The organism is Serratia sp. P2ACOL2 (assembly GCF_003691565.1).
GTDB classification, from domain to species: Bacteria; Pseudomonadota; Gammaproteobacteria; order Enterobacterales; family Enterobacteriaceae; genus Serratia; species Serratia liquefaciens.
The window spans coordinates 3,381,542-3,395,268 of the sequence record NZ_CP033162.1; the positions used below are offsets into that span (position 1 = coordinate 3,381,542).

Below are 13,727 nucleotides of genomic sequence, written 5' to 3' on the forward strand. Positions count from 1 at the left end.
GTCTCCTACCTTTTCATGCAGTGCGGGTGACGTCCAGAATGGCGGCAGTAACGTAGTCGACATTGTTTTGGTTCAGGCCCGGCAGGCACATGCGGCCAGGCGCCACAAGATAGATGGCGTAATGTTGCCGCAGTCGTTCAAGCTGCTGGGGGTTCAGGCCGGTGTAGCTGAACATCCCTTTTTGGTCACGGATGCGACGGTAGTCCAGTTGCGATCCCCCCTGCTCCAAGCCGGCGGAAAGAATTTGGCGCATCTGTTGAATGCGTTGACGCATGCCTGCCAGTTCGCTCTCCCACTGTTGACGCAAATCGGGGTCCGTCAGCAGGGTTTCCACAATCTGGCTGCCATGGGTCGGCGGGCAGGAGTAACTGCGGCGGATCAGCGTTTTTAATGCGCCTTTGACGTTCTCCGCACTCTCTGGGCCGGCGCAACGAACCGAAAGCCCACCCAGCCGTTGACCATAGAGGGCGACATTTTTCGAAAATGAGTTGGCGACCATAAATTCCAGATCCGTTTTCAGCGCCTCACGCAGGGCAAAGCAGTCTTCATCCAGCCCCTCGCCAAACCCTTGGTAGGCGATATCGAACAACGGCAACAGGCGGCGGCGCTGCAGCACTTCGAGGGTAGCACGCCACTGTGCCTGGCTGAGATCGGTGCCGGTCGGGTTATGGCAGCAGGGGTGCAGCAGCACCACGCTGCCTTCCGGCAGACTGCCTAACGTATCCAGCATCGCGTCAAAGCGCAGCCCGCCGTTGGCCTCATCGAAGTACGGATAGGTGTGCACCGTCAGCCCGGCCCCCTCAAAGATGGCCCAGTGATTGGCCCAGGTGGGATCAGAGACCCAGATGTCACGGCGCGACAGAAAGTGATGAATAAAATCCGCCGCCAGCTTCAGCGCACCGGAGCCGCCGACGGTTTGTACCGTAGCTATCGACGCTGTTGGCGCCTCGCCAAACAACAATGCCTGCACCTGTTGGGCAAACAGCGCTGAACCTTCGATTGGCGGATAGCCGTGCGGGCTGCGCCGCTCAAGCAGGCGCCGCTCCGCCGCCTCCACCGCCTGCATCAGCGGGATCCTGCCCTGCCGATCGTAATAAAGGCCAATGCCCAGATTCACTTTCTGGCTATTTCCATCCTGTAAATAAGCGTCCATCAACGACATAATAGGATCGGCCGGCGAACTGCCAATGTGATTAAACATAGCGATTCCTTTATTCATTATTGAATGAATGAGCAGGTGGGAATTAAGTAATAGATAAATCAGACGGTGGCGCTAACGGTTATTTCTATTTTCATTCCTGGCACCACCAGTTTATCGACTATCACCGTTGAACGATTGGGGTAAGGGAAGTTAAAGTATTTTTTGTAAATTTCATCGAGTAATTTAACGTCATTGACATCGGTCAGATAAATAATGACCTGTAATACTTTATCGCTGTGGCTATTTGCCGCTTTCAGGGTTTGAGCCAAATTATCGAATGTCAGGGCGATCTGCTTTTCCGGCGCGCCGGTTTCAATACTGCCGTCGGCTCTGACCGGGCCATGGGCGGTGAACAACATGCCGCCGCCCTGGGTGGCCCAGGAGAAAGGTTGACCGATTTCCGGCAGGCCGGTGTCAATGATGGTGCGCATGGTTTATTTCCCCGTAGTGGTTAGCAGGTGAGTCAGGGCACCATCCCAGGCGAACAAGGCATCCAGCACGTTATAATGGTTGGCGCCGGCGACGGCGACCAGGGTGACAGGCTGGCCTTTTTCCTTCAGCGCAGCGTAATAGTGCCTTGACTGACCAATCAATTCCGGCAGCTCATTGGCACCGTAAAACAGCGTCATCGGCTTGATACGCTGCGGAATATGTCGCACCGGACTCAGTTGGCTAATTTGTTGCTTGGTCAACTGCAGTCGTCGGTTAACGTAGCTGTTTAATAGCGGCTCCAGTTCGAAAATGCCGCTGATCGGTAAGGTCGCGTCGACCACCGGGTGATGCTGCCAGACGCTGGCCAGATGCCCGCCGGCAGAGTGTCCGCACAGATACACTGGCGCCGGCTGACAGACGGAAAGCCGTTGTTGAATGGCGTCCAGCGCCGCACCGGTTTGCCGGCAAATATCGTCAAGCCGGGCCTCGGGCGCCAACGTATATTCCACCAGCACGACGTCAAAACCTAACGACAACGGCACCTGCGCAATAAAAGCAAAATCATCCTTACGACAAAACTGCCAATAGCCACCATGAATAAATATTAAGGTCCCTTTACCCGGCTTGTCGGAATATAACCAGTCAAAAACTTCTCGCGGTGAATTTCCATAGGCAATATTGCACTCATTGCGAGTTTTTTGATAAACCGCCTGACTGCGGATTTGAAATGAGTTGAGGATCTCATCTTCATTATCCACCGTGCTACCGTTGTCGTAACTTCCCGCAACAAGTTTCATATATTAAACTTCGTTTATTATTTAAGATATGCGTTAACTATTAGCAGTCGTCAAAATATTGTCAAGAGAGGCGTTACAGCAATGCGCGCCCGGTAATATAAATCTTTTTTCGCGCCAAATAAGTTTAACCAGTGAAACTTATTTGGCGTCAATACCTATTTTTATCGCGCCTGAATTTGCGCTAATTGGCTTAATTCCTGCCAGGCATAATCCCAGAAGGTGCGTACCTTGAGCGGCATGCGCTGCATGTTTTGCGCCACCAACTGCACCGGCATCGGCAAAGGTTCAAACGCCGGTAACAGGCGTACCAACGTCCCCGCGGCCAAATCGTCTGCCACCTGATACGACAATAGCCGGGCGATGCCCTTGCCCGCTCGCACCGCCAGTAACTGCGTTTCGACGTCATTGAGCAACAAGCGTGGCGTTAGCCGTACCCGCTCGCCATTCTCCTGCGGACCAAAGCGCCATTCGCGCAGCGATGCCCGCTGGGTACCCACGATGGTGTCATGCTCCGCCAGTTGCGCCGGCTCCTGCGGTTCGCCGCGCCGCGCCAGATAGTCCGGGCTGGCGACGGTCACCCGGGACACCTGCCCCAACCGGCGCGCCACCCGCGAAGAATCCTGCAAATGACCAATGCGCACCGCAACGTCCAGCCCCTCGTCAATCAAGTCCAGGTTGCGATCGTTGAGGACCATTTCAATCTGCATCTGCGGATACCGGTCAAGAAACGCCATCACCACCGGTGCCACATGCTTGCGTCCGAACTGCACCGGCGAGGTAATACGCAATAATCCGGTGAGCTGAGTGTCCGCCGTGTCCAGCACCGCGGCCTGATAGTCAGTAAGCAGCAAGTGCGCACGCTCCGCCAACCGCAACCCTGCCTCTGTCGGCGCTAACCTTCGGGTGGTGCGTTCGACCAAGCGGGCACCAAAGCGCTGTTCCAGCGAAGCGATAGCCCGGGTGACGGCAGGTGCGGAGCGTCGCAGCTTGCGCCCCGCCGCCGCCAGGCTGCCGTGCTGGACTACCGCCACAAAAATAGCCAATTCGTCCAGGCGATCCATAGACTGTTCCAAAAAGTGAAATTATCAATTTCTACATTGCCGGATTCCGCTCGCTGACTGCAAGAGTATGCTGGTAAAAATTCTTCAGGAGTCTGACCATGCACAAGCTCAAACTGTACGGCACCCCGCTTTCCGGCCACGTCCACCGCGTGGCATTACTGCTAAGCATGCTGGAGCTGCCCTACGAATTTATTGAATCCCCGGCCGAGGTTCGCCAAAGCGAAGCGTTTCGCCGCCTTAATCCTCTCGGCCAGATCCCGGTACTGGTGGACGGCGATTTAACGCTGGCCGACAGCAATGCCATTCTGGTTTATCTGGCGAAAAACTACGCGCCGGGCAGCCACTGGCTGCCGGAGACGCCACTGGCGGCAGCGCAGGTGCAGGCGTGGTTGTCCAAAGCGGCCGGAGAAGTACGCTACGGTCCGGCGTCCTGCCGCCTGATCGCCCAATTTTCCGCACCGGAGGACGATAGGGTTGCGTTGGCGATTAGCGCACGTTTCTTGCCGCAGATGGAGCAGCATCTGAGCGATCGTGATTACCTGGCGACAGAGCAGCCCACCATCGCCGATCTGGCCTGCTACAGCTATGTGGCGGTGGCACCGGAGGGCGGTGTCTCCCTGGCGCCCTATCCGGCCATCCGGCACTGGGTGGCGCGCATCGCCGCACTGCCCGGTTTCTTTGCGATGCCCGCATTGCCGCACCCTGTGCAAAGGTAAATCCTATGACCCAGCCGATGTTTCACCCTGACGAACTGCGCGCCCAGGCATTGGCCGGTTTTGACCGCGTCGGCGGCAACATTTACACCAGCATGCCCGAGCAGCACCGCGAATTTTTCGCCGCGCTGCCTTACCTGTTCGTCGCCACCCTGGACGAGCAGGGCTGGCCGGTGGCCACGCTGTTCAACGGTCCCCCTGGATTTTTACGCACGCCGGACAGCAACCACCTGCGCATCAGCGCCCCGCGTCGCCAGGACGACCCGGCGCAGGCAGCCTTGCAAACCGGGAGTCTGGTGGGAGCGTTAGGGCTGGACTTCAGCAACCGCCGACGCAATCGAGCCAACGGTCACATTACGCGCACCGATAAAAACCGCCTGGAAATTGCCGTCAGTCAGAGCTTCGGCAATTGTCCGCAGTATATCCAGCAACGCGAGCTGTATCCGGTAGCCACCCATCCCGCGCCGATTGAGCATCTCGCGACGCTGGACGCGGCGGCACAGGCATTGATTCGCCAGGCGGATACCTGCTTCGTCGCCAGCTGCGCCCACAGCTCACTGGAACAAGGTGGCGTGGATATCTCACACCGGGGTGGCAAACCGGGATTTATCCATCTTCAGGATCACAGCCTGTGGATACCGGATTTTCGCGGCAACCGCTATATGAACACGCTGGGGAACCTGCTGGCGGAACCCAGGGCTGCGCTGCTGTTTATCGATTTTGAGCGCGGTGATGTTCTGCACTTGCAGGGAGAAACGCAGATCCTCTGGCAGGCGCAAATCGGCCAGGGAGTCACGGGGGCGGAACGTTACTGGCGCTTCGATATCCGCAGCGCGTGGCGTTTTTCACAGGCCCTGCCGTGGCGCGGGCGCAATCTGACGTATTCGCCGGCCACGCTGAGCACCGGCGTGTGGTCACAGCCGGCATAAAAAACCCCGCAGAGGCGGGGTTAGCTAAATTTATACGCTGTGTTCCGCCGTCGCGGCGGCCTGATAAAGCTGGCGGAAATAACTCAGGCGTTCAAAGAACAAGCGGCTTTGCGCTTCGGACATGTTGCCCGCCACCTTGCCGGCGTCGATCTCACGCCCCTGCCACTCCATCAGCGCAATGCTGGAAGCCAAAAAATCCATGTTGCTGCTGTAGGCCGCAAGGTGCCGACTCACTGAAGTCATCATGCTGCACGCTCCTTTCAGGGTCTTAGGGTCATTTCAAAAAGGGTCATATGCCTGCTGATTTCAGTATCGGCCTGAGCGCGGGCATTTTTTGTACAGAAGGTGCGAATGGCGATAAATTGATCGGTTGCCAAGGATCGGGCAAATGAAGGCGGAAAAATTTGCTAGGGTAAAGGGTAGCCGTTTGGGGTAGGTCAACCCGTGTTGAATTCTGAAAAAGGAAGATAACCGATGAGCACTAACTTCTCCGCCCGCCTGAAAGATCCCACGCTGTTCCGCGAAGCCAACTACATCGATGGACAGTGGTTGGCGGCCAAAGGCGACCAAACTATCAAGATCCACAACCCCGCCACCGGCGAGCTGGTCGGTCAGGTGCCGGCTTTGGGTGCCAAAGAAACCGCGCAGGCGATCGCCGCCGCCAAAAAAGCCCAGCCTGGTTGGCGGGCGCTGACGGCCAAAGAGCGTGCCGGCAAGCTGCGCAAACTGTTCGAACTGATGATGGAAAACCAGGAGGATCTGGCCATCATCATGACCGCCGAGCAAGGCAAGCCGTTGGCAGAAAGCCGGGGTGAAATTGCCTACGCCGCCTCCTTCATCGAGTGGTTCGCCGAAGAAGGCAAGCGGGTTTACGGCGACACCATCCCGCAGAATCTGTCCGGTCGCCGCATTATCGTGCAGAAAGAGCCGATTGGCGTTTTCGCCGCCATTACGCCGTGGAATTTCCCGGCGGCAATGATCACCCGCAAGGCCGGTCCCGGCTGGGCGGCGGGCTGTACCGGGGTGATCCGTCCCGCCAGTCAGACCCCCTTCTCGGCGTTGGCGCTCGCCGTGCTGGCCGAACGTGCAGGTTTACCGGCCGGCGTGTGCAATGTGATCACCGGCCCAAGCCAGGCTATCGGTGGCGAACTGACCGCCAACCCGGACGTACGCAAACTCTCCTTTACCGGCAGCACCGAAGTGGGTGCGCAACTGCTGGCGCAGTGTGCCCCGACCATCAAAAAACCAGTATGGAACTGGGCGGCAATGCGCCGTTTATCGTGTTTGACGATGCCGATCTGGACGCCGCCGTCGCCGGTGCCGTCGCGTCCAAATATCGCAACGCCGGCCAGACCTGCGTTTGCACCAACCGCTTCCTGGTACAGGACGGTATTTACGACACCTTTGCCGAAAAGCTGAAGGTGGCAGTGGCCAAGCTGAAAGTCGGTAATGGCATGGATGATGGCGTCACCATCGGCCCGTTGATTAATCCGGCCGCCGTGGAAAAAGTCAGCGAGCATATCGCCGACGCGGTGCAGCACGGCGCCTCGATACTGCTGGGCGGCAAGCCCCATGAGCTTGGCAATAACTTCTTTACGCCGACCATTCTGACCAACGTGCCGCGGCAGGCCAAAATCTTCCATGAAGAAACCTTTGGCCCGGTAGCGCCGCTGATCCGCTTCGACAGCGAAGCCGAAGCCATTGAGTTGGCCAACGATACTCCTTTCGGTCTGGCTTCTTATTTCTACAGTCGCGACATTGGCCGGGTAATGCGGGTTGCCGAAGCGCTGGAATACGGCATCGTAGGCATCAATGAAGGGCTGATTTCCACCGAAGTGGCCCCCTTCGGCGGGGTTAAAAACTCCGGACTGGGGCGTGAAGGATCGAAGTACGGTATCGAAGATTATCTCGAGATAAAGTACCTGTGCCTGGGCGGATTAGGGATCTAACCACCCGCTGCTTTTATGCGGCCCGCTCACGCGGGCCGGTAAAGCCCGATTACCTTTAGCAGCCGATCAAACGAGGTCAACAATGGAGTTATCCCCTGCCGTTCCCATTCTTCGCATCTTTTCGGTTGAAAAGGCCCGGGAGTTTTATCTGGATTTTCTCGGTTTCACGTTGGATTGGGAGCACCGTTTCAGTGAAGATCTGCCGCTGTACATGCAGATCACGCGTTCCGGTCTGAGATTGCATCTCAGTGAGCACTATGGTGACAGCACGCCGGGTTCCGCAGTGTTTATTCCCACCGAGGATATCGACGCGCTGCACCAGGAGCTATCAGCCAGGCAGTACCGCTATGCCCGGCCAGGCGTTGAAACCCTCGACTGGGGGAAAGAGCTTAACCTCACCGACCCCTTTGGCAACCGGCTGCGTTTTTGCCAGCAAATCGGCGACGCCTGACCCTTTTGGCGGCTAGCCGTTCAGGGCAGGCTTGTGGTACTGCGCGTCGCTGACCTTCTCCATCCAGTCTACCGGGCTGCCGTTTAACGATTCGGCGATGGCGATGTGGGTCATGGCGGTGTCCGGCGTCGCACCGTGCCAGTGTTTGACGTCTTCCGGGATCCACACAATATCGCCCTGGTTCATTTCCTGGATCTCTTCACCCCACAGCTGGATCCAACCGCGCCCCTGAGTCACGATCAGCGTCTGGCCGAGCGGATGGGTGTGCCAGGCGGTACGGGCTCCGGGCTCAAAGGTCACGGTGGCGCCGCCCACGCGGGCCGGTTCGCTACCGGCAAAAGGCGCATCGATGCGAACTTTGCCGGTAAAGTACTCTTCTGGCCCCGGACGAGAAGGTTGGGAACCGCTGCGTTGAATTTTCACTTGTTTCTCCAGTTCGGCAAAGGCTGCCGACGTTAACATTGACAGGATAATTGTAGAGCGTGCGCGCCTTTTCGCCGGTCGGTGACGGCGGTTCAAAAGCTACCGCGGGCAACGGCCGCATCAACGTCCGACGTTTTGTTGCAAATGCGCCGGATAGCGATCGCCCTGAACCTCAATAACCGCGAGTGCCGCTTCAATGCTGCGCAGTTCTTCCGACGACAATGACAGCGACGCGGCCCCGAGGTTTTCCTGCAGGCGATGCTGTTTGGTGGTCCCCGGGATCGGCACAATCCAGGGTTGCTGTGCCAGCAGCCAGGCCAGCGCTATCTGTGCCGGGGTGACCCCTTTTTGCTGAGCTACCTGACCCAGCACGTCCACCAGCCCCTGGTTGGCCCTGCGCGCCTGCTCGCTGAAACGCGGCACCACATTGCGGAAATCGCTGCTGTCGAAGGTGGTATTTTCGTTGATCGCCCCGGTGAGAAAACCTTTCCCCAACGGGCTGAAAGGAACAAACCCAATGCCTAACTCTTGCAGCGTCGGCAAGATTTCCTGCTCGGGCTCCCGCCACCACAGCGAATATTCACTTTGCAACGCCGTCACCGGCTGCACCGCATGGGCACGACGAAGCGTCTGCGCCCCCGCCTCGGACAGACCAAAGTGCTTCACCTTCCCTTCCTGGATCAGCGCCTTCACCGTACCGGCGACGTCTTCAATCGGCACATTGGGATCCACCCGGTGCTGATAAAGCAGATCGATCGTTTCGACGTTAAGACGCTTTAACGACCCTTCCACCGCCTGGCGGATATGTTCCGGCCGGCTGTTGAGCACCTGTTTGCCATCCGGCTGCGGCAGTTCGAAACCAAACTTGGTGGCTATTACCACCCGATCACGTACCGGCGCCAGCGCCTCGCCCACCAGTGACTCATTGGTGAAGGGGCCATAAACTTCTGCGGTATCGAAAAAGGTCACGCCCTGATCCACAGCGGCTCGGATCAAGCCAATCGCCTTCTGTTTGTCGGTGGCCGGGCCATAGCCAAAGCTAAGCCCCATGCAGCCCAGTCCCAACGCTGATACCTCCAGCCCACTGTTACCCAGCTTACGTTTTTGCATTTTTCCTCCGATGTGTACGAATGGGTCACCGCTTGTGCGGGACGACCAGGTGCGATCACTGTAAGAGGCAACCGGGCAAATAACTACGCACTGAATATGCATGAGCTTATGAGCTCAATTCATAAACCCGCAAGGCGCTAAAAAAAAAGCACAAGGTATTCAATAAAAGCAGAATAATTAGAGTAACCTAGCCGCGCTTTGGGCGGCGCCGTCACATCCGTGCAACATCATCGAAACGGCTACGCCTGATTCAGCCCGTTTGGGCTTTATCTCTGACGAGAGCGTTTATTCAACGTCCAAAACTGTCCGCCTTATTTTTGATTGCCGCTGCCTTTTAGCCTTGGCAACAGGGGGATATGCCAGACACCGGGGATGGATTTTTGGGGAGAAACCGCGTGTTTTTTTGGATATGGCTTAATCTCTAAATCGGGGACTTTTCATTTTGGTAAGGATAATACTATGCAAAATAAAGCGTCATCATCGCCGCTCATCATCATCACGGCACTGTTCGCCGCGTTGAGTGGGCTCTATCTGCTGGGAGGCGGCATCTGGCTGGCCAAGCTCGGCGGTTCGCTGTACTACATCATCGCCGGCCTGGTGCTGCTGATCACCGCCTGGTTACTGGTCCGCCGTCGTGCAACCGCTCTGTTGCTGTACGCGATCTTTTTACTCGGCACCACAATTTGGGCGCTGTGGGAAGTGGGGCCCGACTTCTGGGCACTGACGCCGCGTCTGGACGTCACCTTCTTCTTCGGCCTGTGGCTGGTACTGCCTTTTATCTATCGCAAGCTGCACGCCAGGGGCAAACTGGCCTACAGCGCGCTGAGCCTGGCGCTGGTCGTCACCGTGGTGGCGCTGGCCTATGCGGTGTTTAATGATCCACAAGAGATCAACGGCACCCTCGAACCTGCGCAGGTAAAAGTCGAACCTCAGGCGTCAGACGCCGACTGGCCGGCCTATGGCCGCACCCAGGAAGGCACGCGTTACTCTCCACTGAGCCAAATCAATGATAAGAACGTCGGCAAACTCAAGGAAGCCTGGACTTTCCAGACCGGCGACCTGAAAACCGCCAACGATCCGGGGGAAATCACCAACGAAGTGACCCCGATTAAAATCCGCGACACGCTCTATCTGTGCACCCCGCACCAGAAGCTGTTCGCACTGGACGCCGCCACCGGCAAGCAAAAGTGGCAGTTCGATCCTCAGTTGAAATTTAACCCAACCTTCCAACACATCACCTGCCGTGGCGTTTCGTATCATGAAATGCCTGCCGCCACAGGTGCAGCCGCAGATGCCTCCCCGGCGCTGTGCGCACGACGCATTATCCTGCCGGTGAATGACGGTCGTTTGTTCGCTCTGGATGCCGATAGCGGCAAGCCTTGCGCCGACTTCGCCAATAACGGCGAACTCAACCTGCAAAGCAATATGCCGTATGCGACGCCGGGCCATTATGAGCCAACGTCGCCGCCGGTGATCACCGATAAGGTGATTGTGGTAGCCGGTGCAGTGACCGACAACTACTCCAACCGCGAGCCTTCGGGCGTGATCCGCGGTTTTGACGTCAACAGCGGCAAGCTGCTGTGGGCCTTCGATCCGGGTGCGAAAGATCCGAACGCCATTCCGGCGGACGAGCATCACTTCACCCCGAACTCCCCTAACTCCTGGGCTCCTTCCGCCTATGATGCCAAGCTGGATATCGTTTATCTGCCGATGGGCGTTACCACGCCGGACATCTGGGGCGGCGATCGCACGCCGGAAATGGAGCGTTATGCCAGCGGCCTGCTGGCGCTGAACGCCTCCACCGGCAAACTGGTCTGGTTCTATCAGACGGTGCACCATGACCTGTGGGATATGGACGTACCGGCGCAACCGACGCTGGCGGACATTACCGACAAGAGCGGCAACAAGGTGCCGGTGATTTACGTGCCGACCAAAACCGGCAACATTTTCGTTCTGAACCGCACCAACGGTGAGTTGGTGGTGCCGGCGCCGGAAAAACCGGTTCCTCAGGGGCCAGCCAAGGGTGACCGTCTGTCACCGACCCAGCCTTTCTCTGAGCTGACTTTCCGTCCAGAGAAAAAGCTGACCGGTGCGGACATGTGGGGCGCCACCATTTACGACCAACTGGTTTGCCGGGTGATGTTCCACAGCCTGCGTTACGAAGGCACCTTCACGCCGCCTTCCGAGCAGGGCACGCTGGTGTTCCCGGGTAACCTGGGCATGTTCGAATGGGGCGGTCTGTCTGTGGATACCGACCGTCAGGTGGCTATCGCCAACCCTATCGCGTTGCCGTTTGTTTCCAAACTGATCCCACGCGGTCCGGGCAACCCGATCGAGCCTGACGAAAATGACAAAGGCGGCTCAGGTACCGAGTCCGGCGTTCAACCGCAGTATGGCGTACCGTTCGGCGTAACGCTGAATCCGTTCCTGTCGCCGTTTGGCCTGCCGTGCAAACAGCCGGCCTGGGGTTATATTTCCGCCGTGGACTTGAAAACCAACGACATCGTGTGGAAAAAACGTATCGGTACCGTACGCGACAGTTCTCCGCTGCCGTTACCGTTCAAAATGGGCATGCCGATGTTGGGCGGGCCGGTGTCCACCGCCGGTAACGTCTTCTTCATTGGCGCAACCGCGGACAACTATCTGCGCGCCTTCAGCGTGACCAACGGTGAAAAACTGTGGGAAGCACGGCTGCCGGCCGGTGGCCAGGCAACGCCAATGACCTATGAGGTCAACGGCAAGCAGTACGTGGTGATTTCCGCCGGCGGTCATGGTTCGTTCGGCACCAAGCTGGGTGACTATATTGTCGCTTACGCCTTGCCAGACGAGAAATAATCGCAGAGGATAGTCTTGTGACAGAGCACGCTTGATGGCGTGCTCTGTCACTTTAAAACCACAGTAAAAGCTTTCCCACCGCCCATCCTCATCCTGCAATAAAATTTCACGCCAAGTATTGATAATGATTATCATTCGCAATATTATATCTGCGTTGGCCCCGGCAGTGGCCGGCAATCATCTTCATATCGCAAGCAGTAACCGGCGGCCGCCTTCGGGCGGCCCTATTTGGAGGCACATGGTCGAGCACAAACACCGGAAACAAGGCAGCATCGCCCCCCTGCGGGCACCCCCGGTCTACCTCAGCACGGAGACGCCAGAATGAGCCAACAGCCGTTAACCGCCATGCTGATGTTGATTTACGTGCTGCTGATGGTTCCGGCACTGTTCGCCATCGATAGTCGTCTGAGCGCCACCCGCTGGGGCCACAGTCGCCTGATGCGCAAGACGCTGCAGACCGGGTTTATCATTGTTCTGACGCTGCTGTTTTTTAGCCTTATGACGCTGCTGTATTGAGTTGAGCCGGCACTAATTCGCCGCAACCGGCAGTGTGCCCTCCTGCTTGACTACCGTGACCTTACCGCTAAGGGCAAAGGCTGAAATCAACGTGAACAGTAACGCAATGCAGCCGAGGATCAGGTAAGAGGTTTTGAAACCGTAATTGACGTACATCAGGCCTGCCGCATAGGACATACCGATGGCCGAGAGCTGCTTGAAGAAGCAAAAGCCCCACAGGTATATCGACGCCGAAAGGTTAACGTTAAACTGGGTGGTGATGTATTTGAAAATGCCCACCAACAGGAACGGCACCTCAAACATATGCAGGGTTTTGAGGATAATGACCGCGGCGACCGAATCCGCCTGCGATGAACCAATAATCCGCACCGACATAATCACCCCAGCTATCAACAGCGCGTTCTTGCCGCCAATGCGATTAATGATCAACGGCGCAAAGAACATGATGAAAGCGTTAAGAAACTCGCCCAGCGTCGTTACATAACCAAACGCCTGCGTTCCCGCATGTCGGTCGCTGAAAAACGACGTAAAGAAGTTGGCGAACTGCTGATCAAAGACGTCATACACGCAGGCTACGCCCACGATATACATCACCAGACACCAGAATTTGCGCATTTTCAGCAGGTTCAACGCCGACTTTAACTTGATGGGTTTGTGGTTTAACGCCAAGCCGTCCGCCACCGCCAGCGTGCTGCTCCGATCGGGTTTAAACAAATACAGCAAACCGGCCAGGATCAGCGCAAAGCTGGAGGCCAACCAAAACGCGAACTGGTTGTTGATGGTAAACATATAGCCGACGATCGAGGCGCAGATGGCCCAACCGATACAGCCGAACAACCGGGCGCGGCCATACTCGAACTGACTGCGTCGGCTCACTTTTTCGATATAAGCTTCAATGGCCGGTGAACCGCCGCTGCACACCAGCCCCAGGTAAACCCCGCACAGCAAGGCCCCCCAAACAAAATGGCTTTGCAGCAGCGGCGAAAACACATAAATAAACAGCGGCGCCAGAAACAGCAGCAGGAAGATGATCATCCACAGCAGGTGTTTCTTCAGGCCAAATTTGTCGGTGACAAAACCGAAAATCGGCTGAAACACCAGGGCAAACAGCGCCATACAGGCAAACACCAACCCGGTTTGCTGCTGGTCAAGCTGGTTGACGTCATGCAGCCAGATAGGAAAGAACGGCAGCACCGCCCCCATGATGAAAAAGTAGAAAAAACAGAAGGCCCCAAAGATCCAAAAATTCTTGTTTCTCAAATAAAACATGGCTCACCACCCTATTTTTGATGGCGCAGGAAGCCCCGCGC

At 57.0% G+C, this 13,727-nt stretch carries 13 protein-coding genes and 1 pseudogene; 6 read left to right on the forward strand and 8 right to left on the reverse strand.

The features are described 5' to 3' along the window. Positions 1-13 precede the first annotated feature (13 nt). From EBA31_RS16525 to EBA31_RS16540, 4 genes are all read right to left on the reverse strand, one after another. Entirely contained in the window at positions 14-1,201 is a 1,188-nt protein-coding gene (locus EBA31_RS16525; protein ID WP_122079752.1) for an amino acid aminotransferase, read from the reverse strand. A gap of 59 nt (positions 1,202-1,260) precedes the next feature. Beyond that, positions 1,261-1,632, reverse strand: a complete 372-nt coding sequence (locus EBA31_RS16530; RefSeq protein WP_020827612.1) for a RidA family protein — start codon at positions 1,630-1,632, stop codon at positions 1,261-1,263. 3 nt (positions 1,633-1,635) lie between these two features. Further along, positions 1,636-2,430: an alpha/beta hydrolase gene (locus EBA31_RS16535; protein WP_122079753.1), complete on the reverse strand. Its 795-nt coding sequence runs from the start codon at positions 2,428-2,430 to the stop codon at positions 1,636-1,638. 161 nt (positions 2,431-2,591) lie between these two features. Continuing rightward, positions 2,592-3,491 carry a LysR family transcriptional regulator gene (locus EBA31_RS16540; RefSeq protein WP_046373196.1) on the reverse strand — a complete coding sequence of 300 codons (900 nt, stop codon included), beginning with the start codon at positions 3,489-3,491 and terminating at the stop codon, positions 2,592-2,594. A 98-nt stretch (positions 3,492-3,589) separates the two neighbouring features. Here EBA31_RS16540 and EBA31_RS16545 point away from each other — a divergent pair, with 98 nt between their 5' ends. Then, positions 3,590-4,207, forward strand: coding sequence for a glutathione S-transferase (locus EBA31_RS16545; protein WP_122079754.1), 618 nt, complete (start codon positions 3,590-3,592; stop codon positions 4,205-4,207). A gap of 5 nt (positions 4,208-4,212) precedes the next feature. Then, positions 4,213-5,133, forward strand: a complete 921-nt coding sequence (locus EBA31_RS16550; RefSeq protein ID WP_115058546.1) for a pyridoxamine 5'-phosphate oxidase family protein — start codon at positions 4,213-4,215, stop codon at positions 5,131-5,133. Between the two features lie 30 nt (positions 5,134-5,163). On the opposite strand, the gene EBA31_RS16555 is transcribed toward EBA31_RS16550, so the two are convergent. Then, positions 5,164-5,379, reverse strand: coding sequence for a glycogen synthase (locus tag EBA31_RS16555; RefSeq protein WP_020827617.1), 216 nt, complete (start codon positions 5,377-5,379; stop codon positions 5,164-5,166). 228 nt (positions 5,380-5,607) lie between these two features. Here EBA31_RS16555 and gabD point away from each other — a divergent pair. Further along, a pseudogene (gene gabD / locus EBA31_RS16560) lies at positions 5,608-7,082 on the forward strand (NADP-dependent succinate-semialdehyde dehydrogenase). A 7-nt stretch (positions 7,083-7,089) separates the two neighbouring features. Beyond that, positions 7,090-7,533 (forward strand): glyoxalase superfamily protein, encoded by a 444-nt coding sequence (locus EBA31_RS16565; protein WP_255417495.1) that lies wholly within the window; start codon positions 7,090-7,092, stop codon positions 7,531-7,533. Positions 7,534-7,545: 12 nt separating this feature from the next. On the opposite strand, the gene EBA31_RS16570 is transcribed toward EBA31_RS16565, so the two are convergent. Together EBA31_RS16570 and EBA31_RS16575 are read right to left on the reverse strand one after the other, a co-directional pair. After that, a complete protein-coding gene (locus EBA31_RS16570) occupies positions 7,546-7,956 on the reverse strand; it encodes a cupin domain-containing protein (protein WP_046375018.1) in 411 nt (136 codons plus the stop codon). 120 nt (positions 7,957-8,076) lie between these two features. Continuing rightward, the gene (locus tag EBA31_RS16575; protein WP_122079755.1) at positions 8,077-9,066 is read right to left on the reverse strand and encodes an aldo/keto reductase; all 990 of its coding nucleotides are present in this window, start codon (positions 9,064-9,066) and stop codon (positions 8,077-8,079) included. Between the two features lie 459 nt (positions 9,067-9,525). Between EBA31_RS16575 and EBA31_RS16580 the strand changes: the two genes are divergently transcribed. Further along, on the forward strand, positions 9,526-11,901 hold the full coding sequence (locus EBA31_RS16580; protein WP_122079756.1) for a glucose/quinate/shikimate family membrane-bound PQQ-dependent dehydrogenase: 2,376 nt from the start codon (positions 9,526-9,528) through the stop codon (positions 11,899-11,901). 321 nt (positions 11,902-12,222) lie between these two features. Beyond that, entirely contained in the window at positions 12,223-12,417 is a 195-nt protein-coding gene (locus EBA31_RS16585; RefSeq protein WP_044552266.1) for a hypothetical protein, read from the forward strand. A 12-nt stretch (positions 12,418-12,429) separates the two neighbouring features. On the opposite strand, the gene EBA31_RS16590 is transcribed toward EBA31_RS16585, so the two are convergent. After that, complete coding sequence (locus EBA31_RS16590; RefSeq protein ID WP_122079757.1) at positions 12,430-13,686, reverse strand: MFS transporter; 1,257 nt, start codon at positions 13,684-13,686, stop codon at positions 12,430-12,432. Positions 13,687-13,727 lie beyond the last annotated feature (41 nt).